Origin of the sequence: Flavobacterium buctense (genome assembly GCF_014486695.1) — a bacterium.
Taxonomy (GTDB): domain Bacteria; phylum Bacteroidota; class Bacteroidia; order Flavobacteriales; family Flavobacteriaceae; genus Flavobacterium; species Flavobacterium buctense.
On sequence record NZ_JACTAB010000004.1, the window covers coordinates 171,474 to 193,327 of the forward strand.

The 21,854-nt window shown below is 36.5% G+C and carries 24 protein-coding genes; 11 read left to right on the forward strand and 13 right to left on the reverse strand.

Annotated features, from left to right (window positions below; all coding sequences use genetic code 11):
- Positions 1-37: 37 nt before the first annotated feature.
- From ICG50_RS08150 to menD, 10 genes are all read right to left on the reverse strand, one after another.
- Positions 38-589 (reverse strand): helix-turn-helix domain-containing protein, encoded by a 552-nt coding sequence (locus ICG50_RS08150; protein WP_187660416.1) that lies wholly within the window; start codon positions 587-589, stop codon positions 38-40.
- A 132-nt stretch (positions 590-721) separates the two neighbouring features.
- On the reverse strand, positions 722-1,594 hold the full coding sequence (gene sucD, locus ICG50_RS08155) for a succinate--CoA ligase subunit alpha (protein WP_187660417.1): 873 nt from the start codon (positions 1,592-1,594) through the stop codon (positions 722-724).
- A gap of 96 nt (positions 1,595-1,690) precedes the next feature.
- Positions 1,691-2,050 carry a nuclear transport factor 2 family protein gene (locus tag ICG50_RS08160; protein ID WP_187660418.1) on the reverse strand — a complete coding sequence of 120 codons (360 nt, stop codon included), beginning with the start codon at positions 2,048-2,050 and terminating at the stop codon, positions 1,691-1,693.
- A gap of 2 nt (positions 2,051-2,052) precedes the next feature.
- The gene (locus tag ICG50_RS08165) at positions 2,053-2,982 is read right to left on the reverse strand and encodes a UDP-3-O-(3-hydroxymyristoyl)glucosamine N-acyltransferase (protein ID WP_187660419.1); all 930 of its coding nucleotides are present in this window, start codon (positions 2,980-2,982) and stop codon (positions 2,053-2,055) included.
- 66 nt (positions 2,983-3,048) lie between these two features.
- Positions 3,049-3,615 (reverse strand): elongation factor P, encoded by a 567-nt coding sequence (gene efp / locus ICG50_RS08170; RefSeq protein WP_187660420.1) that lies wholly within the window; start codon positions 3,613-3,615, stop codon positions 3,049-3,051.
- A gap of 90 nt (positions 3,616-3,705) precedes the next feature.
- Complete coding sequence (gene lpxA, locus ICG50_RS08175) at positions 3,706-4,491, reverse strand: acyl-ACP--UDP-N-acetylglucosamine O-acyltransferase (protein ID WP_187660421.1); 786 nt, start codon at positions 4,489-4,491, stop codon at positions 3,706-3,708.
- 3 nt (positions 4,492-4,494) lie between these two features.
- Positions 4,495-5,883: a bifunctional UDP-3-O-[3-hydroxymyristoyl] N-acetylglucosamine deacetylase/3-hydroxyacyl-ACP dehydratase gene (locus tag ICG50_RS08180; protein WP_187660422.1), complete on the reverse strand. Its 1,389-nt coding sequence runs from the start codon at positions 5,881-5,883 to the stop codon at positions 4,495-4,497.
- Between the two features lie 23 nt (positions 5,884-5,906).
- Positions 5,907-6,923 carry a UDP-3-O-(3-hydroxymyristoyl)glucosamine N-acyltransferase gene (gene lpxD, locus ICG50_RS08185; protein ID WP_187660423.1) on the reverse strand — a complete coding sequence of 339 codons (1,017 nt, stop codon included), beginning with the start codon at positions 6,921-6,923 and terminating at the stop codon, positions 5,907-5,909.
- A gap of 124 nt (positions 6,924-7,047) precedes the next feature.
- Positions 7,048-8,283 carry an HD domain-containing protein gene (locus tag ICG50_RS08190; protein ID WP_187660424.1) on the reverse strand — a complete coding sequence of 412 codons (1,236 nt, stop codon included), beginning with the start codon at positions 8,281-8,283 and terminating at the stop codon, positions 7,048-7,050.
- Positions 8,284-8,300: 17 nt separating this feature from the next.
- On the reverse strand, positions 8,301-9,962 hold the full coding sequence (gene menD / locus ICG50_RS08195) for a 2-succinyl-5-enolpyruvyl-6-hydroxy-3-cyclohexene-1-carboxylic-acid synthase (protein WP_187660425.1): 1,662 nt from the start codon (positions 9,960-9,962) through the stop codon (positions 8,301-8,303).
- A gap of 94 nt (positions 9,963-10,056) precedes the next feature.
- Between menD and ICG50_RS08200 the strand changes: the two genes are divergently transcribed.
- Positions 10,057-10,554: a GNAT family N-acetyltransferase gene (locus ICG50_RS08200; RefSeq protein WP_187660426.1), complete on the forward strand. Its 498-nt coding sequence runs from the start codon at positions 10,057-10,059 to the stop codon at positions 10,552-10,554.
- 16 nt (positions 10,555-10,570) lie between these two features.
- On the forward strand, positions 10,571-10,957 hold the full coding sequence (locus ICG50_RS08205) for a RidA family protein (protein ID WP_187660427.1): 387 nt from the start codon (positions 10,571-10,573) through the stop codon (positions 10,955-10,957).
- A gap of 43 nt (positions 10,958-11,000) precedes the next feature.
- On the opposite strand, the gene ICG50_RS08210 is transcribed toward ICG50_RS08205, so the two are convergent.
- On the reverse strand, positions 11,001-11,375 hold the full coding sequence (locus ICG50_RS08210) for a hypothetical protein (RefSeq protein WP_187660428.1): 375 nt from the start codon (positions 11,373-11,375) through the stop codon (positions 11,001-11,003).
- A gap of 186 nt (positions 11,376-11,561) precedes the next feature.
- Positions 11,562-12,167 carry a glutathione peroxidase gene (locus tag ICG50_RS08215; RefSeq protein WP_187660429.1) on the reverse strand — a complete coding sequence of 202 codons (606 nt, stop codon included), beginning with the start codon at positions 12,165-12,167 and terminating at the stop codon, positions 11,562-11,564.
- A 311-nt stretch (positions 12,168-12,478) separates the two neighbouring features.
- Between ICG50_RS08215 and ICG50_RS08220 the strand changes: the two genes are divergently transcribed.
- Positions 12,479-13,009, forward strand: coding sequence for an RNA polymerase sigma factor (locus ICG50_RS08220; RefSeq protein ID WP_171223272.1), 531 nt, complete (start codon positions 12,479-12,481; stop codon positions 13,007-13,009).
- On the forward strand, positions 13,009-13,791 hold the full coding sequence (locus ICG50_RS08225) for an anti-sigma factor (RefSeq protein WP_187660430.1): 783 nt from the start codon (positions 13,009-13,011) through the stop codon (positions 13,789-13,791). Before ICG50_RS08220 ends, ICG50_RS08225 begins: the two co-directional genes overlap by 1 nt.
- A gap of 67 nt (positions 13,792-13,858) precedes the next feature.
- Here the strand turns inward: ICG50_RS08225 and ICG50_RS08230 are convergent, their stop codons facing one another.
- Positions 13,859-16,996 (reverse strand): cytochrome c biogenesis protein CcsA, encoded by a 3,138-nt coding sequence (locus ICG50_RS08230; protein ID WP_187660431.1) that lies wholly within the window; start codon positions 16,994-16,996, stop codon positions 13,859-13,861.
- Between the two features lie 154 nt (positions 16,997-17,150).
- Between ICG50_RS08230 and ICG50_RS08235 the strand changes: the two genes are divergently transcribed.
- The 7 genes from ICG50_RS08235 (at position 17,151) to ICG50_RS08265 (ending at position 21,764) form a co-directional block, all read left to right on the forward strand.
- Positions 17,151-17,912: a Rossmann-like and DUF2520 domain-containing protein gene (locus tag ICG50_RS08235; protein WP_187660432.1), complete on the forward strand. Its 762-nt coding sequence runs from the start codon at positions 17,151-17,153 to the stop codon at positions 17,910-17,912.
- Positions 17,896-18,423, forward strand: a complete 528-nt coding sequence (locus tag ICG50_RS08240) for a KdsC family phosphatase (RefSeq protein ID WP_187660433.1) — start codon at positions 17,896-17,898, stop codon at positions 18,421-18,423. Before ICG50_RS08235 ends, ICG50_RS08240 begins: the two co-directional genes overlap by 17 nt.
- A gap of 66 nt (positions 18,424-18,489) precedes the next feature.
- Complete coding sequence (locus ICG50_RS08245; RefSeq protein ID WP_187660434.1) at positions 18,490-19,413, forward strand: geranylgeranylglycerol-phosphate geranylgeranyltransferase; 924 nt, start codon at positions 18,490-18,492, stop codon at positions 19,411-19,413.
- The gene (locus ICG50_RS08250; protein WP_187660435.1) at positions 19,406-19,978 is read left to right on the forward strand and encodes a Maf-like protein; all 573 of its coding nucleotides are present in this window, start codon (positions 19,406-19,408) and stop codon (positions 19,976-19,978) included. The genes ICG50_RS08245 and ICG50_RS08250 overlap by 8 nt, the downstream gene beginning before the upstream one ends.
- A 4-nt stretch (positions 19,979-19,982) precedes the next feature.
- Positions 19,983-20,513: a mechanosensitive ion channel domain-containing protein gene (locus tag ICG50_RS08255; RefSeq protein ID WP_187660436.1), complete on the forward strand. Its 531-nt coding sequence runs from the start codon at positions 19,983-19,985 to the stop codon at positions 20,511-20,513.
- Between the two features lie 187 nt (positions 20,514-20,700).
- Positions 20,701-21,171, forward strand: a complete 471-nt coding sequence (locus ICG50_RS08260) for a hypothetical protein (protein WP_187660437.1) — start codon at positions 20,701-20,703, stop codon at positions 21,169-21,171.
- 212 nt (positions 21,172-21,383) lie between these two features.
- Positions 21,384-21,764 (forward strand): hypothetical protein, encoded by a 381-nt coding sequence (locus tag ICG50_RS08265; RefSeq protein WP_187660438.1) that lies wholly within the window; start codon positions 21,384-21,386, stop codon positions 21,762-21,764.
- Positions 21,765-21,854 lie beyond the last annotated feature (90 nt).

Here is a 21,854-nt window from a genome sequence, read left to right on the forward strand (position 1 = left end):
TATCTTTAAAAATAGCCGTTAAAAATAAAATTAATTGCTATTCCAATTCTTGTTTTTCTATCCTATTGCTCTCTATTAATTCTTTTAGCACCTCTTCTTGCTTTTGCAACATCACTAGTTGGTAATTTTTTCTCACCATCTCCTTCGGACCACATCTTTCCAAGCTTTTCATAGCTTTATCTTCTAAAGTTACTAAAGCTCCGAGATGCAGTGCGTCCTCTTTAACTTCCTGTTCTTTAAAATAATCAATTAGTTGGAGTAGATTCAATGTGACTCGATATTCTTCTTCCATATTGGGTAGCTTTCTAATGATACCCAACTGATAATATTTACAATCGTCTAAGGCTTTCGCGAGAAATTTTTCTTTTTCTTCCTCCCAATCAGCAATTTGAGGATAATCTTTTGCTTCTGGCGCTTTGGCAGTGGCCATGAAAATTCCTATTTGTGATGATCTTACCAAAGCACTTGTAGGCAATTCTCGTAAACCCAATTCAAAAAGGGACAATTGGCTTCGGGTAATATTCAATAATTCAGACATTTCGTATTGCGTAAGATTCAATTCTTTTCTGAGGTATTCTCTTTTTTCCATCTGTAGCATTTATTTTGTAGCATTTTAAATTGCTACAGTATTATTGCTACATTTTAAAACAAAAAAGGTGCCAAAGCAAAAAAGCCCCGATTTCTCGAGGCTTTTCATTTATAATATATGTTGAGGAATCAATTATCCCATCACTTCTTTTACTTTCTTACCAATCTCAGCAGGAGAATCTACTACGTGGATACCGCATTCTCTCATGATTCGTTTTTTGGCTTCAGCCGTATCATCAGAACCACCAACGATAGCACCGGCGTGACCCATGGTACGACCTTTAGGAGCCGTTTCACCTGCGATAAAACCAACCACCGGTTTGCGGTTACCGTCTGCTTTAATCCAATAAGCAGCATCTGCTTCTAATTGGCCTCCAATTTCACCAATCATAATGATACATTCGGTTTCAGGGTCGTTCATTAATAATTCAACTGCTTCTTTAGTGGTTGTTCCAATGATTGGATCTCCACCAATTCCGATAGCGGTTGTGATGCCTAATCCTTGTTTTACTACTTGGTCAGCCGCTTCATAAGTTAACGTACCCGATTTAGATACAATCCCAACTTTTCCTTTTTTGAATACAAAACCAGGCATAATACCTACTTTAGCTTCTTCCGGAGTAATTACCCCAGGACAGTTTGGCCCGATTAATCTACAGTTTTTCCCTTTGATAAAATCATAAGCTTTAATCATATCTGCTACCGGAATACCTTCAGTAATGGCAATGATTACTTTGATTCCCGCGTCAGCAGCTTCCATAATAGCATCGGCAGCAAATGCAGGCGGTACAAAAATGATAGAAGTATCAGCTCCGGCTTGCTCTACCGCATCTTTAACCGTGTTAAAAACCGGACGGTCTAAATGGGTTGAACCACCTTTTCCGGGTGTTACACCACCAACTACATTGGTGCCGTATTCAATCATTTGCGAAGCGTGAAATGTTCCTTCACTTCCGGTAAATCCTTGTACTATTATTTTTGAATTTTTATTAACTAAAACGCTCATGTTTGTGTTTGTTTATTTGTGTTTATTTTTTGTGATGCAAAAGTAGAAAATAGTAATTAGTAATTAGTAATTAGTGATTAGTTTTTTGCAAAATTACTATAGTTGACTCATTTGGTAACCTCGGTATAACTTATCGTCTTTGACTTCCCACACTACCATGAAGTGCGCCAACATCATTTCCTCTCTGGGATTTTCTATCGTTTTTACATAATGAGCATAACGAACCGCAACCGTATTACCGTTGGCAACAATATGCGAGATTCTTGATTTGGAACGAAGATAGGCTTTGCTCAACTCTGTACTCAATTCAACGATTTGACTTTGGTGAAGTTTCAAAAAACCTTTGGTACTATGCCATTCCAAAACAACATCAGGATGCAGTAAAGATTTCACTTTATCCGCATCTAATAGTACATCCGATTTGTAAAATTCTTGAACGATAGCTTTAGCGCTCATATTTATTTTAGTTTATTTAAAATTTCAGGTATTTTCTTGATATAAGCAAACTGTTTCATCTTCTCACGTGCTTCATCTATTGGTGTTCCCGAATAGGTTTTGCCGCCTTCAATAGATTTACTCACACCGGTTTGGCCCAAAACTACGGCTTTGGCACCAATAGTAATGCCGCTGGTGGTTCCTACTTGTCCCCAAAGTGTTACTTCATCTTCAATGACTACACAGCCGGCAATTCCGGTTTGGGCCGCAATCAGACATTTTTTTCCAATGACAGTATCGTGACCCACATGGACTTGATTATCAATTTTAGTTCCGGCACCGATAGTGGTATCGCCTGTAACTCCTTTATCAATGGTACACAACGCTCCTATGCCAACATTATCCTCAATAATGACTCTTCCGCCTGAAAGCAATTGGTCAAAACCTTCCGGACGTTTTTTATAATAAAAAGCATCGGCACCTAAAATCGTCCCCGAGTGAATAATCACATTGTCGCCAATAACCGTATGGTCATATACAATTACATTAGCGTGCAACAAACAGTTTTTACCAATAGTTACATGGTGACCGATAAAACAATTCGGTTGAATGACTGTTCCTTCTCCAATTGAAGCAGAAGCCGAAATGCTTGCATTAGCAGCCACAAATGGTCTGAAATGTTTAGTCAACTTATTGAAATCTCTAAAAGGATCATCGGAAATCAACAACGCTTTGCCATCCGGACAATCGACTTCTTTGTTGATTAAAACAATAGTCGCCGCCGATTGCAGAGCTTTGTCGTAATACTTAGGATGGTCAACAAAAACAATATCACCCGGTTCTACCACGTGAATTTCATTCATGCCATGCACTGCAAAATCATCAGCGCCAACATAGGGACAGTCGATGATGGTTGCAATTTCTTTTAGGGTATGTATTCTTGGGAACTTCATATTTTAGTGTTTAGTCCCGAAACTTCGGGACAGTAATCAGTGTTCAGTTTTTCTGCTAACTGACCACTATTCCTTAACTCTTTCCATATAAGAACCTGTAGCCGTATCGATTTTGATTTTATCGCCTTCATTGATGAATAGAGGTACGTTTACCGAAGCTCCGGTTTCTACTTTCGCAGGTTTCGTGGCGTTGGTAGCGGTATTTCCTTTTACGCCCGGTTCAGCATAAGTCACTTCTAAAACAATAGAAGCCGGCATGTCAACAGACAATGGTAAGTCGGTTTCCGTGTTAATTTGAACCATTACTACAGTTCCTTCTTTTAATAAATCGGGAGCATCAAGGACTTTTTTATCCAAGGTAATTTGCTCGTAGGACTCGGTATTCATAAAATGAAACTGATCACCTTCGGCATATAAAAACTGGAAGTTTTGTGTTTCTACACGAACTTCGTCAATCTTGTGTCCGGCCGAAAAAGTATTGTCCAATACTTTACCGTTGGTTAAACTTCTCAATTTGGTTCTCACGAAAGCCGGACCTTTCCCCGGTTTAACGTGAAGGAATTCAATAATTTTATAAATATCGTGATTGAATTTAATGCATAATCCGTTTCTAATATCTGATGTAGATGCCATTTTGTTTGTTTTATAATTCGTAATTGATAATTTATTTCGCTACGCTCCATACAATTCGCGCTGTGCGCTCGGGTCGTAATTCGTAATTTTTTAATAAGAACCTGAGTACCCTTTCATGATTCCTCTTGAAGAGTTTCTGATGAAATCCAAAATCTCGTCTCTTTCCGGTGTTGCTTCCATTTCACCTTCAATGATGGCCATTGCTTGTGAAGTGTTATAGTTTTTTTGGTACAATATTCTGTAAATATCTTGCACTTCTCTGATTTTCTCGGAAGTAAACCCTCTTCTTCTCAATCCAACCGAATTGATCCCAACATAAGAAAGCGGTTCTTTTGCGGCTTTGGTGTATGGCGGAACGTCTTTACGGACCAAGGAACCACCGGAAATCATTGCGTGATCACCAATATGAATAAACTGGTGAATCGCAGCCAAACCACCAATGATGGCGTAGTTGCCTACGATTACGTGTCCGGCCAAAGCCACACCATTAACGATAATGGCATTGTCACCAATATGGCAATCGTGTGCAATGTGTGCGGTTGCCATAACCAAACAGTTTTTACCAATTACGGTTTGTCCTGAAGCGATAGTACCACGGTTAATAGTTACACACTCTCTGATGGTCGAATTATCGCCGATTATGGCTAACGAATCTTCACCACCAAATTTTAAATCTTGGGGCACAGCGGCAATTACGGCACCGGGAAAAATATTGCAATTCTTTCCGATACGCGCCCCTTCCATGATGGTTACATTGGAACCAATCCAAGTTCCTTCCCCAATGATGACGTTGTTATGAATAGTTGTAAATGGTTCTATAACGACATTCTTAGCGATTTTCGCACCAGGATGTACATAGGCTAACGGTTGGTTCATATATTATTGTTTTTTGGCTATTTGCGCCATAAGTTCAGCTTCGGCTACTAACTTTCCGTTAGCGTAAGCTTTGGCTTGCATATGACAAATTCCTCTTCTTATAGGGGTAATCAATTCGCATTTAAAGATCAAAGTATCGCCCGGAAGCACTTTGTGTTTGAACTTCACATTGTCTATTTTCATAAAGAATGTCAAGTAATTTTCCGGATCAGGCACCGTACTTAAAACTAAAATTCCTCCCGTTTGTGCCATCGCCTCTACAATGATAACGCCGGGCATAACCGGTGCTTCTGGGAAATGGCCTACGAAGAAACCTTCGTTCATCGTTACGTTTTTCATGCCTACCACATGACTGTCTGACATTTCAATGATTCTATCAATGAATAAAAATGGCGGACGGTGCGGCAAGATACTCATGATTTTATGAATATCCATCAATGGTTCCAAATTCAAATCGTAAACCGGAACTTGATTGCGTTGTTCTATTTTGATAATCTTAGATAGTTTTTTAGCAAACTGTGTATTCACAAAATGGCCCGGTTTGTTGGCAATAACTTTACCTTTAATTCTGGTTCCGATTAAAGCTAAATCACCAATCACGTCAAGCAATTTGTGACGAGCCGCTTCGTTTGGATAATGCAAAGTCAAATTATCGAGAATACCATTGGGTTTCACTGAAATTTTATCTTTTCCGAAAGCCACTTTCAGATTGTCCATGGTTTTTTCAGAAATCTCTTTGTCAACGTAAACGATGGCGTTATTTAAATCGCCACCTTTGATTAAACCGTTGTCTAATAACGTTTCTAATTCGTGAAGAAAACTAAACGTTCTTGCATCGGAGATTTCTGCTTTAAAATCGGTTATGTTTTTCAAAGTCGCATTTTGTGTGCCTAAGACTTTGGTACCAAAATCAACCATAGCGGTTACTTGGTAATCGTCTGCCGGCATTACAAGAATTTCACTTCCGGTAGTTTCATCGGTAAAAGAAATTACTTCTTTCACTACGTAATAAGATCTTTCGGCGTCTTGTTCAACGATTCCGGCTTTTTCAATCGCTTCCACAAAAAACTTAGAAGAACCGTCCATAATTGGTGGCTCCGATTCGTTTAATTCGATAATAACATTATCCACATCACAACCTACAAAGGCCGCTAAAACGTGTTCTGAAGTTTGAATTTTTACGCCTAATTTTTCAAGGTTGGTTCCTCTTTGAGTATTCACCACATAATTAGCATCGGCTTCAATAATTGGGCTTCCTTCTAAATCAACTCTGACAAAAGTATAGCCATTGTTTACGGGTGCGGGTTTAAAAGTCATCTTTACTTCTTTTCCCGTATGGAGACCAACTCCGGTCAATGAAACTTCGCTTTGGATGGTTTTCTGTTTAACCATTGGTATGCTTATTTATTAGTTTGTTATTTATTTTTTTTCAATTCTTCTATGTCGGCTACAATCTTAGGCAAGTTTCTAAAATGCACATACGATTTGCTGTAGTCACCATAATTAAATGCCGGTGAACCTTGTATAACTTCACCATCGGCAATATTTTTTCCTATTCCGGATTGCGCTTGCACACGAACATTGTTGCCAATAGTCAAATGTCCGGCAATACCTACTTGACCGCCAATCATGCAATTGTTTCCTATTTTGGTTGAACCTGCTACACCCGTTTGAGCGGCAATCACCGTGTTTTCGCCTATTTCAACATTGTGGGCAATTTGAATATGATTATCCAGCTTTACGCCTTTTCGGATGATGGTTGAACCTAATGTAGCTCTGTCAATGGTAGTATTGGCACCAACATCAACAAAATCTTCCATAATCACGTTTCCTATTTGAGGTATTTTGCTAAAGGTACCGTCTTCGGTTGGCGCAAAACCAAATCCGTCTGAACCAATGATGGCACCGGAATGAATGGCACAATTAGCACCAATTACCGATTCGGAATAGACTTTAACACCGGCAAAAAGTATGGTGTTATCCCCTATCGTTACGTTATCGCCAACAAATGAGTTCGGGTAAATTTTCACATTGGCACCAATAATGACATTTTTGCCAATGTAACTAAAACTACCCAGGTATAAATTTTCGCCGTAAGTCACATTCTCTGAAATCACTGACGGTTGTTCAATCCCTGATTTCATTAGCTTTACCTGATTGTAGTATTCAAGCAATTTTGAAAAAGATTGATAAGCGTCTTCGACTTTAATCAAAGTCGTTTTGATTTCGTTCTCAGGCTCAAAAGTATTGTTTACGATGGTAATCGTAGCTTCGGTTGAGTAGATATAATTGAGGTATTTTGGGTTGGCTAAGAATGTTAGCGAACCTTCAGTGCCTTCTTCGATTTTTGACAACTTGAAAACTTCGGCGTCAGGGTTGCCTACCACTTCGCCTTCAAGAATTCCCGCTATTTGAGCTGCTGTAAATTTCATCTTATGCTATTTTATTTTTTATAGGTATAAGATGGAACTCACCAGAGATAGTTTTTAATGTATGTATCAAAATATTGGTAGTTCGTTTCATCGACACAAAAGTATAAAAAAAACGATTTTAATGTTAAATTTCCGCAAGTAGTTTTGGGAAACAGATAAAATATTTAGTCACAGGTTTAGATAACGCTTTCAAATTCAATTGATCTGAAGCTTCCACTACATCTTCTATCGTTCTATCTTTCTTCAAAATGCGAATGGGTTCCGCGTCTTTACTGTAGGCCTGATTTTTAATCTTTCCTTTAAAGATAAAATACTTGGCTTCTTGAATGGTGATATTGTTTTCTTTGGCAAACTGACTTGACATTTCCTGCAACACTTCCGCAGGGAATTTTTCGCTGTTGAGTTTGATTTTCGATAAGTCACGATTGATAATCATTTTGCTCAAACTACTCAAGATAAAGTCGTCGTTGAATTGCCAAACTTTTAAAGCGCTAATAATATCAAAATCATCAAGTTGGGTAAAAGTATCTAAATCATGAGTTGAGAAATTATCCAGCGTAACTTTGTGCTCCATAAAGTATTTTAACGGTTTGCTGCATTCTATTTCAATGCCTTTGTGAAGCAGTTCTTTGGCTCTTTGTAATGTCTTGGTCAAAGTCAATTCGGCGACCAAACTTGTTTTATGTAAATAAGCTTGCCAGTACATTAATCGGCGTGCCATCAAGAATTTTTCTATCGAATAAATCCCTTTTTCTTCCATCACCAAAACATCATCAACCACATTCATCATTTGGATCAAACGGTCGGAATTGATATTTCCTTCCGCCACACCTGAATAAAAACTGTCTCGTTTCAGATAATCCATACGGTCCATGTCGAGCTGACTTGAAACCAACTGCAACATGAATTTTCGGTGGTATTCGCCTTTGAATACTTGGATAGCCAAACTCAATTGTCCGCCAAACTCTTCGTTTAATTTATCCATAAACAACAACGAAATCGCTTCGTGATTGACTTCCTCCACTATGCTGTGTTCCATCGCATGTGAAAATGGTCCGTGCCCGATGTCGTGTAAAAGAATCGCAATCAGCAGAGCGTTTTCTTCTTCTTTCGAAATTGCTACTTCTTTAAATCGAAGCACTTCCACGGCTTGTTGCATCATATGCATCGCGCCCAATGCATGGTGAAAACGCGTGTGATGCGCACCGGGATAAACCAAATAAGACAAGCCCATTTGGGAAATACGACGCAAACGTTGAAAATAAGGATGCTGAATTAAATCATAAACCAATGAATTGGGAATGGTAATAAACCCATAAATCGGATCGTTGAATATTTTTAGTTTATTGGTTTGGCTCATTTAGTAAAGATATAAATTTAGACCAAGGCTTTAAAATAGTTCAATAACTGTTTGTTGTTCTCACGCGTTGGAGTAAAAACTTCTAATATGGCAGGTTGGTCGTTGTTCTTGAACAATTGTTTCAAACCATCGGTCAAAGTAGTTTCATCACTGGCTATGGCATAATCCAATTGGTACATTTTGGCCAAATGCTCTGCCGTCAAACAATGTGAAGTTTCAAAGTAAGTGTTGAAAGTTTCATTTTCCTGATGACCGGGAAGAATTCTGAAAATACCGCCACCGCCATTATTAATCAATATAATTTTAAAATTTTTTGGGATATAATTGTTCCAAAGCGCATTGCTGTCGTATAAAAAACCAACATCACCGGTGATTAAAACAGTTGGCTTTCCACTACCTACTGCTGCTCCGATGGCTGTTGAAGTACTGCCGTCAATTCCACTCGTTCCTCGGTTGCAAAAGACTTCAATCGACTTATCGATGTCAAATAATTGTGCGTAACGAATTGCGGCACTGTTGCTGATTTGCAACTGAATGTTTTTTGGCAAAGCCGATAATATATTTTCAAAAGCTTTTAAATCCGAGAATTTTACTTTGGCCAAATACTCGTTGTGATTTACTTTTCTATCCTGATGAATCGTTTCAAATGTCGATTTGTAATGGCTTTTGACTTCTTTTAAATGCGGCATAAACTGCGTAAAAAACTGATTCGGACTCACCACAAAATGCTTGGTTAGGATACCAAAGGTGTTGTAAGCTCTCAGTTCGTCTATGTGCCAATGGTGTCTTGGTTTGTATTTTCTCAAGAATGCTTTTACTCTTTTGGAAACAATCATACCACCAAAAGTGATTAGGATTCTGGGTTGTAATACTGCAAATTCTTTTGGGCCAAAAGGCGTTATCAACGTATCAATGTTATTGATAAATGATGGATGATGTAGGTTTGATGTTGTTTCGGTCAGCACAACAACCGAAGGAAACTCAGCAAGTTTGTCAATCCATTTTTGTTCTACTGAATTGGGAGCGCATTCGCCTACTAATACCAAAATCTTTTGGCTGTGGTTCCATAAAGTCGAAAACGCGATAATATCTTCTACCCTAACTTGGCGATGGATTTTAAACAAGCTCGTTAAATTTACATCAACCGATAATTTGTTGGTCGTTTGGTATAAAGGTTCTTCAAACGGCACATTGATATGCACCGGACCTTTGTGCGCCATGGCTACGTTAATCGCTTCATTGATAAACACATCGTTTTCTTCAGAAGCTTCTTGGAGTAAATTGGCATTGTACAAAGAGTGATTCAAAAAAACATTTTCTTGGCGAATGGTTTGCCCGTCACCAATATCGATTTTGTCAAAAGGCCTGTCTGCCGAAATAACTATAAATGGAATCTGGCTGTAAAAAGCTTCTGCTAATGCCGGATAATAATTCAATAATGCTGAACCTGAAGTACAAACAACAGCAACCGGTTTTTGGGTTTGTTGGGCAATACCCAAAGCAAAAAAGGCAGCACAACGTTCATCCGCAATACTATAGCAACGAAAATTAGGATTATTGGTAAACCCAATAGTCAACGGTGCATTTCTGGAACCGGGTGAAATAACAATATCGTGAACTCCTTTGGCATTGCAAATCTCAATAATGCTTTGTGCCAACGGTATTTTGGGATAAATCATTGTTGCTTTTTATGGACTACAAAGGTACAAAGTTGTGTAGGTTTTTCAATACTATTGAATAGTTTTATTACTTTTGGGTACACTTTTTTATCCCATGGAAATTAGCATTAGACCTTATCGAAAAGAAGATGTTCAACCTATAGTGGACATCATTAATTACAATATTTTAAACTCAACCGCTTTATACGATTATCACCCGAGGACTTTAGAACAGCAAGAAGCGATTTTTGAGGATAAATTAAAGAAAGGGTTTCCGATAATTGTGGCTACTATTGAGGAAAAAGTAGTTGGTTTTGGTTACTACAGCGAGTTTCGTTTTCGAGAAGCTTATCGCTTTACTGTTGAACATTCGGTTTATGTGGACAATGATTTTCACGGCAAAGGCATCGGTAAAATAATCATGCAAAATCTGATTGATTTGGCCAAAAAGCAAAAACTGCACACCATGATAGCCGTGATTGACTCGGAAAACCAAAGCAGTGTGACTTTTCATGAGCAATTTGGTTTTAAAACGGTGGCAGTGCTTAAAGAAACCGGATTTAAATTTGACCGTTGGCTGCATTCACAAATTATGCAATTGATGTTGGAATAACTTTAAAAACTATTTTATGAAAAGACAACGCATCAGTTCAGGCTCCACTTTTGAAACAGCAATCGGTTATTCTCGAGCAGTAGTTCAAGGCGATTGGGTTTTTGTATCCGGAACAACAGGATATGATTACGAAACGATGACCATTTCCGAAACGATTGAAGAACAAACCGAGCAATGTTTCAAAAATATTAAAGCTGCTTTAACGAAAGCTGATGCTGAAATAACTGATGTGGTTCGAGTACTTTATATTGTGCCAAATGCGGAAGAATTTAAGCTATGTTGGCCAATCCTTAGAAAGTATTTTGGCGAAAGCCGACCTGCCGCCACTATGATTTCGGCAGGATTAGCCGATACTCGAATGAAAATAGAGATTGAAGTGACTGCTTTAAAACAAAAAAACTGATGAGGGTTTCATCAGTTTTTTATAAAAAAGTCAGGGGTATTTGTCAGGCAATTTCGATGCCGTTTTCTTCTAATATAGAAAGCAAATAATTGCTTTGATTGGCGTTGTATTTCTCTACGCCGCTTTGGTACCATTTCTGTATGACGTCAATCTGGAAACCGGTGTAACCCTCAGAATCGATATCCATTCCTAACATTCCGGCTAAAAGAAAATCTTCTAAAACTTTGTTGGTGACTATTAATTGCGGAATGCCATAAGCGACTTTTCCGTTTAATCGTTCATACTCCATTCTTCCTTGCTCGAACCCAAAATTATAGGCTTCATTTTTTTTGGCTGAAATTTTCATGTAAGGATTGTGGCCACTGGCATAACCCTCCAAATAATCCTCTCTGTATACTGGGTTGAAAATATTCTTCATATAATAATCATTGTGGTAATTGATATTTAATTCAAAGCTAATAACAATAGTTTAACATTGAATCAAAAATCGTTGAACGGATAAAAAACTCTTTAAACCACGTGGTCATTGATGTTCATCGATTATTTTAAAGCAAAAAACCTGACGAATGACTTCATCAGGTTTTAGTTGAGCAAAACATTTTTTTTACTTTTCGTTAATCCAACCTACAATAGCGGCATCAGTTGGTAGCACTCTCGGTGATAATACTTTGGCCAATTCGCCCTGTTCGTTGATTAAGTATTTTTGGAAGTTCCATTCGACTTCACTGTCTTGCAATCCGTTTTTACTTTTCTGTGTTAAGAATTGATAAACTTCATTTTTGTCATCTCCTTTTACAGAAATTTTACTCATCATTGGAAACGTAACGCCATAATTCATTTCGCAAAATTTAGCGATTTCTTGATTACTTCCCGGTTCTTGTGCTCCGAAATTATTAGCAGGAAATCCAACTATTACGAAGTTTTTATCTTTATATTTTTTATAAATGGCTTCTAAATCTTTGTATTGCGGAGTCAATCCACACTCTGAAGCCGTATTGACAATTAGTATTTTTTTCCCTTTTAGTGAGGCAAAGTCAAATTCCTCACCATATAAATCTTTTACCTTAAACTGGTAAATTGTTTCTGCTTTTACTGCTGTGTCCATTTTTTTGTTTTTTTCTGTGGTATTTGTTTCTGAATTTTGTTGCGCATTGCTTTGACAACTCCAAAGTAACAATACGCTGCAACTCAGTAGGATTATTTTTTTCATTTTTAATATTTTTTTATAAAATTAATCAATATTTTGAACGATTGGTGTTATACAACTGCTAAAGTTTTTGTTAAATAAAAAAAGCCCAATGACTTTGCAATCATTGAGCTTCCAACAAACATGACAGAAAATTACTTTCTACCACAAAACAAAAAACCTAATCAAAATCTCATAGCAGATTTTCCTTAAATGCATTTACGAAAATGGTGCCGGTTAGGTTCTGCTCATGGGTTGATTTATAGCATATTATTTTAAAATACTAGTTAATGTGAAATAAGTTTCGTTATTTTTACGTTCAAAAAAAATTAGGTATGACACAAGAAGAACTATTACCCTTGCTTCTGAGGAAGGAAGAAAAAGCCTTTACGATACTGTATGATATGTATTCTAAAAGCCTTTTCAGCATTATCACCAATTTAATTAAGGATCGCGAAGAAGCCGAAGATGTACTTCAGGAAGTATTCGTGAAGATTTGGAAAAACATCGATACTTATAATCAAAGTAAAGGAAGATTGTATACTTGGATGCTGAACATTACCCGAAATACTTCTATCGATAAATTGCGTTCTAAAGGTTTTAACAATAGTCAAAAAAACCTGTCTTCTGATAATTTCGTACATCTGTTGGATGACAGTAACAAGCTAACCAATAGAATTGATACCATCGGAATTTTGGAATTTGTTAAAAAATTGAAGCCAAAATGTATCCAAATTATCGATTTACTTTTCTTCAAAGGATATACCCAGCAAGAAGCTTCTGAAGAATTAGAAATACCTTTAGGTACCGTAAAAACCCAAAATCGAATGTGTATGAATGACCTACGTAAATTTTTAAATGTATAATGGAAACTAAAGACTATATAGAATCAGGCATTTTAGAACTCTATGTGTATGGTTTGCTTACCGAATCAGAGAATGATGAAGTAAATGCTATGGCGAATAAAAATCCGGAAATAAAAGCTGAAATCCTCTCGATTGAAAAAGCGATTATCAATCTTTCGAGTAGTTTCTCTCCATTTATTTCGCATAGTCAATTTGAAAAAATCAAAGCGCAACTCGAATTAAAACACGGAAGAGTAGTTGACTTTAAATCGAGAAGTAACACTGCGACTTATATTGGTTGGGCCGCATCAATAGCTTTATTAATCGGAATCGGATTTCAATATTCAAAATTGAATGAAACCAATCAACAGATTGAAACTATTAAAGTAGAGAAAAATAAATTACAGGAGACCGTAGTTGGTTTAGAATTGAAAAACAAAGAAACCACTACCGTTTTGAATGTGATTAGAGATACCAAAACATCGGTAATCCAACTAGGCGGACAAGCCATTGACCCTACCGCTTCAGCAAAAGTATACTGGAATAAAGAACAACAAGTGGTTTATGTAGACGCTTCAGGCTTGCCGAAACCACCGGAAGGCATGGTGTACCAAGTTTGGGCTTTGAAACTCGAACCATTGACTCCAACAAGCGTTGGTTTGTTAGAAAACTTCACCGCGGATAATTCCATCTTTAAAGTAGACAACAATGCCGGAGCAGAAGCTTTCGGAATCACGTTGGAACCTGCAGGCGGAAGCAAATCGCCTACCTTGGAGAAATTGTATACTTTAGGGAAAGTATAAATCAACCCAATTATTATATAAAAAAGTCCCGATAATCTCGGGACTTTTTTATTGGAATCAGATCAAGTTACTTTTTTAAATACTTTCTGTATTTGAAGTAAGACAAAGTAGCCAAAACAACTACAAAGGCAACGGAATAATAAACAAATGAAGGTGTAACTACTTTATCACCACTAGCATAAGAATGCAAACCGGTAAGATAGAAATTCACTCCAAAATAAGTCATCATAATCGAATAGAAAGCAAAAATCGCCAATACATTGTAAACCCATTTACTGCGCAAAGCAGGAACAAATCGGGCGTGAATTACAAAAGCATATATCATAATACTGATTAATGCCCAAGTTTCTTTTGGATCCCAACCCCAATACCTTCCCCAACTCTCATTGGCCCATTGGCCTCCTAAAAAGTTACCAATAGTTAACATGACCAAACCAATAGTCAGCGCCATTTCATTGATATAAGTGATTTCTTTAATATTAAGATCCATTTTGGCTTTGTTCTTTTCATTGACGAATAACATCAATAGTAATGATACTACACCTAACACCATCGCTAAAGTAAATGGTCCATAGCTGGCAACGATTACCGCAACGTGAATCATCAACCAATAAGAATTCAATACCGGTTGCAAATTGGCAATCGCCGGATCCATCCAATTCCAGTGTGCAATCATCAAAATCATAGAAGCTACAAATGTTCCTGAAGCCACCGTTAATTTAGATTTTCGGTCAAAGGCCAAAGTAAAGAACATAGTCGCCCAAGCCACATAAATCATACTTTCATAAGCATCACTCCAAGGTGCATGTCCGGATATATACCAACGAGCAATTAATCCCAAAGTATGAATTCCGAATAACAATCCGATGAGAATATGAAAACCGTTTACTGTATATTTTACAATCTTGTTATCAAAGAAAATATTGACTATTACTAATACCAACATCAAACAGCCGGTTAACATGTACAACCAAAACAGGTTTTTGAAAACATCATATTTGTTATACAATATCTCGTATTCGATTTTTTGCTCTGCAGGTCTTACTGCTTTTCCGTAAACTTTCTGATAGTCTTCCATCCCAACTAAAAAAGTATTCGCACGAGTATAATCTTTACTCTCCGTAGCTTTCGTTAAAGCATCTAAATAAACCGGTAAAGCACCTTTAATAGTATCTAAAGCATTTCCTGTAGTGTGGTTGATTTCTAAAAACGAAACCCATTTGTTATTCGGATCATTCGGGACCGGAAAGATTTTTAATATTTTACCACTCAAGGCAGCATTCATCAGATTCACTTTTTTATCGGTTTCGATAAAGTCTTTTTCAAACTGATTCGGGATGGCTGCTTTGTAGGCCGTTTCCAAATATGGGGATAATTTATAATTCCAATCTTTGTCAAAAAAGGAATGGAACGAAGCGTATTTTTCATCCGGTTTGATGCCGATTATCTTGCGAATACTGTCGTTTCCTTTTTTAATGTAAATCAGCGGTGATTCAAACCAAACCGTAGGAAACTGCGTCATGGAAAGGAACACTTGGTCAGAGTTCATTCCTTTATAAGTATCACTCTTACTTACCTTACGCAACAATTCAGAAGAAAACGTATTGATAGGTTTCATTCTTCCGCCCTCATCTTGAATGACCAATCGCCCAAATTGCGCTGCGTGTTTTTCAGAAACTTTGTATTTGTTAATGATAGAATCGATTTGCTTTTGGGTTGGCATTGCTTTATTGTGCGTAGCGTTGTGCTCTTGCGCGAATCCGTTTAAAGAAAACAACAAAACTAAAGCAGTCGCTAATTTGGCTTTTTTCTTTTTCACGTTTTCTAATTTTCGTTTCAAATCGGAAAAACGGGTATTTTTAGTAAACAAAATAGCCATCATGCAGAAATACAACAAAAAGTAACCAATATAGGTAATGGTTGTTCCCCAAAAATCATGATTAACCGAAAGCACCGTTCCTTTTTCATCCGGATCAAAATTGGCTTGAAAGAATCGGAATCCTTTGTGGTCTAAAATGTTATTCATGTAGATATGAGCGTCAAATTTTTCGGCACCCTCTAAAACGGTTACTTTGCTTTCGAAAGAAGAATAGCTTTTCTCTGTTCCGGGATATTTGGCTGCGATGAAATCATTGAGTTTTAAACTAAAAGGCAATTCGTATATTTTACTACCATAACTTATAGTAAATTCGAGCTTGCCTAATTTAAAAGATTTTGGTTCGCCTTGTTTTCCTTTGGATCCGACTAGTGTTATGACTTTTTCTTCGCCTGCAGTTTTAACTACAAGCGTCAAAGCATCTTCTCCATTTTTGGCTTTATAATCGCCACTCGATTGGTATGATTTTACCCCTTTTTTAGGCAATTCCGGAATTACAAATTGGCTTCCGCCCATGTTATATAAAGAGCGATACATCAAAGGTTCAACAATATCCTTGGTCACTTTTCCTTGCATTTTATCTGCCATTCTCATGAACTGTCCGTCAAACGGTGAGGTTATGGTATTGGCTTTAGAATCGATATTAATTGCGCCTTTGGTAGGTTTGTCTAAGGCAAATAAAACGTTGTGAATATTTTGTACTTCTCCGGCTTTAAGCATGTGCTCGTGACGCGTTCCATCGCCAGATTCAACTAATTTTAGGTAAGTGTCGCCTTTGGGGTCTTCTTTAATACTTTCTTTGGCATCAAACACAAAATCCTTGTATTCAATTTCAAACGGAATATCACCAAACTTTTTTTTGAAAGCGAAATGATTGTTGGTAACCGGTGAAAGCAATAATGACTCTTCAAAAGTTCGTCGTCTGATTTCTCCATCGTAAACCCCATCTACAAAAACCGTCAGGTAGCATTTTTCAGAATAAACTTGTTTAGAAGTTTCGCCTTCGCGAATGGGCATCATCCCTTCATAACTGATGTAACGTGTAATAAAGGCACCGGCAATAATAAAAATGAAAGACAAATGCAGCAATAGAGTAGCCCATTTTTCTTTTTTATACAACTGATAGCGTTTAATATTTCCTAAGAAATTAATCATAAAAAACAACATGATGGCTTCAAACCACCAAGCGTTGTAGATTAAAATTCGAGCTGTATCAGTGTTGTATTCACTTTCAATAAAAGTTCCTGCGGCCATTGCTGCGGCAAAACCTAGAAACAAAACAGCCATTAAACGTGTGGAGAATAAAAAAGAGTATAATTTTTTTTCCATGAGTTGGAATTATTTTTTTAAAAAAGTCGTACAAAAATAAGGTAAATAAATAGATTTATCTTTCATTTGATTGGTGTTTTAATACATTTTTAAGACTTGTGTATTTCTTCCATTTAAAATAAAAAATGAAATTAATTTTCGATAATTTAGCCACATGATTCAAGTGACTATTATTGGTTCAGGAAATGTTGCTCTTCATCTCATAAAAGCTTTTAAAAAAAAGGCTGAAATTGAGTTGGTTCAAGTGTTTTCAAGAAAGCCTGAAACGGTAATCGACTTTGTCAATTCTGACCAAATAATAGCTGACTATAACCTATTGCACCCGGTTGATTTATTCATTATTGCCGTTAGCGACGATGCCATTGCTTCCGTTTCCAATCAAATTCCTTTTCAAAATCAATTGGTGGTTCACACTTCCGGAAGTGTCAATATAGGTGCTTTAAAAGATAAAAATCGCAAAGGTGTTTTTTATCCCTTGCAAACCTTCTCAAAGTCGAAAGCAGTCGATTTTAAAATCATTCCTATTTGTTTAGAAGCTGAAAATAAAAATGATTACAAAACGCTTGAAACTGTTGCAAAATCAATCTCTGAGGTCATTTACCATGTCAATTCCGAACAAAGAAAAGCGTTGCACGTTGCGGCCGTTTTTGTGTCTAATTTTGTCAATCATTTGTACCAAATGGGAAATGAAATTTGTACCGAGAACCATTTGTCTTTCGACATCTTAAAACCTTTGATTCAAGAAACGGCTAATAAAATTTTGACGCTTTCACCCAAAGAAGCGCAAACCGGTCCGGCCAAAAGAAACGATACACAAACCATCAATAGTCATCTGTCTTTTTTAACCGATGAAAACCAAAAAGAAATCTATAAATTGCTAACCAAATCAATAATTGACCATGGGAAAAAGTTATAAGCAAATCATGAATGATATTACTACATTTATATTGGATGTAGACGGTGTTTTAACCGACAGTTCAGTTCACGTGACACCAACGGGTGAAATGTTGAGAATCATGAATATAAGAGACGGTTTTGCTATGAAAGCCGCTGTGGAAAGTGGTTATAATGTATGCATCATTTCGGGTGGTAATAATGAAGGCGTTCGTATCCGATTGAGAAATTTAGGCATAACAGATATACATTTGGCTTCGCCTGATAAAGTGGCGACTTTCAAAGAATACATTGAATTGTACAACATCAAACCCGAACAAGTTTTATACATGGGCGATGATATCCCCGATTTTCATGTGATGCAATTGGTCGGTTTACCAACTTGTCCTCAAGATGCCAGTCCGGAAATCAAAGCGATTTCTAAATATATTTCGCATAAAAACGGTGGCAAAGGAGCTGTTCGCGAAGTCATAGAACAGGTCATGAAAGCACAAGACAAATGGCATATGTATTACAACGGAAAACACGATTAGATTAGTGATCAGTCAAACTGTTTCACAAAAAGTATTAGATTTCAAGATTTATAAAATTACAACCAAATGAATTTTTTAAGATTAATTAGATACCAAAATTTATTGTTACTGGCTTTTATGCAGTTGGTTTTCAGATATGGATTTTTCAAGGAAAAAGCCGTTTATTATCTCTCTGATTTTCAATACCTGTTACTGGTACTTTCCACTTTATTGATAGCTGCAGCAGGATATATTATCAATGATATTATGGATCAGGAAACCGACTATGACAACAGGCCCAATAGTGTTGTTATTGGCAAAGGCATTTCTGAAGCGATGGGCTATAATCTCTACTTTGCGTTAAATGTTATCGGGGTTGGGATTGGTTCCTATTTATCCAACGTGATTGACAAGCCAAAATTTATACTGATATTCATTATCATTGTTTCCCTACTCTATTTGTATGCGACAAGTTTCAAAAAGATGTTGCTTATTGGGAATTTAATTGTAGCATTTTTACTGGCCTTAAGCATACTTATTATCGGTATTTTCGACATACTTCCGCTTACTTCATTTGTTGACGAAAGCATATTGAAGGATTATTTTTCGGTGCTTTTAGTGTACGCTTTGTTTGCTTTCGTCATCAATTTAATTCGTGAAATTGTTAAAGACATGGAAGATGTAAATGGCGATTACAACCAAGGAATGAATACGTTACCAATTGTACTTGGCGTGAGCAGAACAAGCAAAGTTACTTTTGGACTGGGAGTTATAGTTACCTTAATTTTGCTTTGGTTCATCAATGCTTATTTGATGGATGACAAGCTTTATTATGTGGTGGTTTACGGGCTGATATTTGTGGTTGGACCAATGATTTTCTTTGTGGTTAAAATGTGGAATGCCAAATCAAAAAAACATTTTCATTTGTTAAGTTCGGTGTTAAAGTGGGTTATATTCTTCGGAATATTGTCTATTTTAGTCATTAATTTGAACATCAAAAACAATGCTTAATAAAAACTACAAAATCATTTTAGCTTCCGGTTCGCCGAGAAGACAGCAGTTTTTAAAAGAGTTAGCAGTCGATTTTGAAATCAGACTAAAAGAAATAGAAGAAATTTATCCCGAAAACCTTCAGGGCGTTGAAATCACCAATTTCTTAGCCATCCTAAAAGCCAATGCTTTTGAAGGAGAAATTGCCGATAACGAAATTCTAATTACCAGTGATACGATTGTTTGGTTTGAAAATAAAGCTTTAGGAAAACCTACAGATTATGAGGATGCGTTTCAAATGCTGCAATCGATGTCGGGTAAAACCCATGAAGTCATTACTTCCGTTTGTTTTAAAACCATTCAAAAAACGGAAACCATTTTTGAAGTAACCAAAGTGACTTTCAATCCTCTAACAGACGAAGCTATTCGGTATTATATTGACCATTATAAACCTTTTGATAAAGCCGGAGCATACGGTATACAAGAATGGATTGGACTCATTGGTATTGCCAAAATTGAAGGTTCGTACACCAATGTAGTAGGTCTGCCAACGGATAAAGTTTACACCTACTTATTAAATTTATAAAAGCATGAGTTTTTTTGAACAATATTTGAGACAAGAAATTGCAACCGGTTTAGTCATTCTGGTTGTCGTTATATTACGGCTGATTGTTACCAAAGCAGTTAAGAGCTATGCCAAATCGCATACTGTTATGGAGAAAAGAACCAATTTAGTTATAAAATACATCCATCTACTAATTAGTATCTTAGCCATCATTTCACTAATTGTAATTTGGGGCGTTCAGAAAGATGATATCTTAATCACACTCTCTTCCATCGCTACAGTGGTTGGTGTAGCAATGTTTGCCCAATGGTCAATTCTAAGCAATATTACTTCCGGCATTATCTTATTCTTCTCCTTTCCCTTTAAGATCGGTGACATAATCAAAGTACATGACAAGGATTTCAATATTGAAGCTGAAATTATCGACATTACTGCCTTTCATACCGATTTAATGACCCAAGATGGTGAACATATCGTTTATCCGAACAGTCTCTTACTTCAAAAGGGGATTTCTATTGTCAAACCTAAGTTTGAAGACAAAGAATTCATGGATTAAATAAGAATTCTATAAATTTTAATACAAATCATGTAACCCGCCTTCTTCTTTGTGGCACTACTTTTGGAATATCTAAAACCAAAGCGCGCAAGAGTAATTTAATGCTTCTGCTAAACCAAACCTAAACTTTGTAACCAATCAGTTTAGTTGGGTGAGAATTTAGAATTATTAATTTAAATGAAGAATCATGAAAACAAGAAATTTATTATTGCTATTGACACTTTTAGTGGTCACGGTAAGCACTCAAGCTCAATTATCGGTTAATGTCAATGTTGGAACGCCACCTGTTTGGGCACCCGCAGCACCGGTTGGAGTAAAATACTATTACATTCCGGACATTGAAACCTACTATGATGTTCCCGCCAAAAGATACATCTATTTAAGAAACGGAAAATGGCACCGTTCTGCTGCACTTCCAGCACATTACAGAGGTTATAATTTACGTTCCGGTAGAACAATCTTTTTGACAGATTACAAAGGTAAAACACCTTATTCTTTCTATAAAGTACACAAGGTTAAATACAAAGGAAACGGAAAGTGGAAAAGCAAATCGAATTTTAAAAGCAATTCAGGTACTAAAAAATTTAAGCCACAAGGCAATGTCTCAAAGGCAAAAAGCAATGGGAATGGGAAAGGCAAAGAGAAAGGAAAAAAATAAATTTACAATCTATCAGATAAAAGGCAAAGATTAATTTCTTTGTCTTTTTTTTTGGTATTCGTCTTGATTCCAGTAAATTAAAATACTATTATTCTTAAATAAACACACTAAAAATGCATTTCAGCGTTAAAAAATACATTTGAAGGGTAATTATAATTATATTTGTTTCAAATTATTGAATCTGTTTTTGTTAACCCCAAATTTACAAAATCATGAAAGTGCTAAAAGTAATGCTCGTTTTAACTCTTGTGTTGATTTCTTTAAATTCTTTCGCGCAAAATACATCCGCCAAAATAGAGAATTTACCCCTAGATAAGAAAACTAATTGTTACCTTAGGTATCACTACTTTCCTAATATTCAAGTTTATTTTGACCTTCTCAAAATGGTTTATTATTACAAAGAAGAAGGACAATGGAAAACAGCTCCCGAATTACCCAAAAATTATGGCGGCTATTCTTTGTACAACAAAGCCAAAGTGACTATAACTGATTATGATGGCGACAATCCGATTGACTTATTGCCAATTCACAAAAAAATGTACCCTTACAATTCCAAAGGTCGTTTTGCCAATACTACTGCAGGTGCTGAATAATCTGTTTTGTCTATTTGTTAAAAACAAATTAAATAAAACGTTACTTTTTATTTAATGTTTATATTTGGAGCTATAGCTATAATGACAAAC

Excerpts from the sequence above, each read along its gene's own strand:
- ICG50_RS08150 (WP_187660416.1), bottom strand. The coding sequence starts at position 589 with ATGGAAAAAAGAGAATACCTCAGAAAAGAATTGAATCTTACGCAATAC.
- sucD (WP_187660417.1), bottom strand. The coding sequence starts at position 1,594 with ATGAGCGTTTTAGTTAATAAAAATTCAAAAATAATAGTACAAGGATTT.
- ICG50_RS08160 (WP_187660418.1), bottom strand. The coding sequence starts at position 2,050 with ATGAGCGCTAAAGCTATCGTTCAAGAATTTTACAAATCGGATGTACTA.
- ICG50_RS08165 (WP_187660419.1), bottom strand. The coding sequence starts at position 2,982 with ATGAAGTTCCCAAGAATACATACCCTAAAAGAAATTGCAACCATCATC.
- efp (WP_187660420.1), bottom strand. The coding sequence starts at position 3,615 with ATGGCATCTACATCAGATATTAGAAACGGATTATGCATTAAATTCAAT.
- lpxA (WP_187660421.1), bottom strand. The coding sequence starts at position 4,491 with ATGAACCAACCGTTAGCCTATGTACATCCTGGTGCGAAAATCGCTAAG.
- ICG50_RS08180 (WP_187660422.1), bottom strand. The coding sequence starts at position 5,883 with ATGGTTAAACAGAAAACCATCCAAAGCGAAGTTTCATTGACCGGAGTT.
- lpxD (WP_187660423.1), bottom strand. The coding sequence starts at position 6,923 with ATGAAATTTACAGCAGCTCAAATAGCGGGAATTCTTGAAGGCGAAGTG.
- ICG50_RS08190 (WP_187660424.1), bottom strand. The coding sequence starts at position 8,283 with ATGAGCCAAACCAATAAACTAAAAATATTCAACGATCCGATTTATGGG.
- menD (WP_187660425.1), bottom strand. The coding sequence starts at position 9,962 with ATGATTTATCCCAAAATACCGTTGGCACAAAGCATTATTGAGATTTGC.
- ICG50_RS08200 (WP_187660426.1), top strand. The coding sequence starts at position 10,057 with ATGGAAATTAGCATTAGACCTTATCGAAAAGAAGATGTTCAACCTATA.
- ICG50_RS08205 (WP_187660427.1), top strand. The coding sequence starts at position 10,571 with ATGAAAAGACAACGCATCAGTTCAGGCTCCACTTTTGAAACAGCAATC.
- ICG50_RS08210 (WP_187660428.1), bottom strand. The coding sequence starts at position 11,375 with ATGAAGAATATTTTCAACCCAGTATACAGAGAGGATTATTTGGAGGGT.
- ICG50_RS08215 (WP_187660429.1), bottom strand. The coding sequence starts at position 12,167 with ATGAAAAAAATAATCCTACTGAGTTGCAGCGTATTGTTACTTTGGAGT.
- ICG50_RS08220 (WP_171223272.1), top strand. The coding sequence starts at position 12,479 with ATGACACAAGAAGAACTATTACCCTTGCTTCTGAGGAAGGAAGAAAAA.
- ICG50_RS08225 (WP_187660430.1), top strand. The coding sequence starts at position 13,009 with ATGGAAACTAAAGACTATATAGAATCAGGCATTTTAGAACTCTATGTG.
- ICG50_RS08230 (WP_187660431.1), bottom strand. The coding sequence starts at position 16,996 with ATGGAAAAAAAATTATACTCTTTTTTATTCTCCACACGTTTAATGGCT.
- ICG50_RS08235 (WP_187660432.1), top strand. The coding sequence starts at position 17,151 with ATGATTCAAGTGACTATTATTGGTTCAGGAAATGTTGCTCTTCATCTC.
- ICG50_RS08240 (WP_187660433.1), top strand. The coding sequence starts at position 17,896 with ATGGGAAAAAGTTATAAGCAAATCATGAATGATATTACTACATTTATA.
- ICG50_RS08245 (WP_187660434.1), top strand. The coding sequence starts at position 18,490 with ATGAATTTTTTAAGATTAATTAGATACCAAAATTTATTGTTACTGGCT.
- ICG50_RS08250 (WP_187660435.1), top strand. The coding sequence starts at position 19,406 with ATGCTTAATAAAAACTACAAAATCATTTTAGCTTCCGGTTCGCCGAGA.
- ICG50_RS08255 (WP_187660436.1), top strand. The coding sequence starts at position 19,983 with ATGAGTTTTTTTGAACAATATTTGAGACAAGAAATTGCAACCGGTTTA.
- ICG50_RS08260 (WP_187660437.1), top strand. The coding sequence starts at position 20,701 with ATGAAAACAAGAAATTTATTATTGCTATTGACACTTTTAGTGGTCACG.
- ICG50_RS08265 (WP_187660438.1), top strand. The coding sequence starts at position 21,384 with ATGAAAGTGCTAAAAGTAATGCTCGTTTTAACTCTTGTGTTGATTTCT.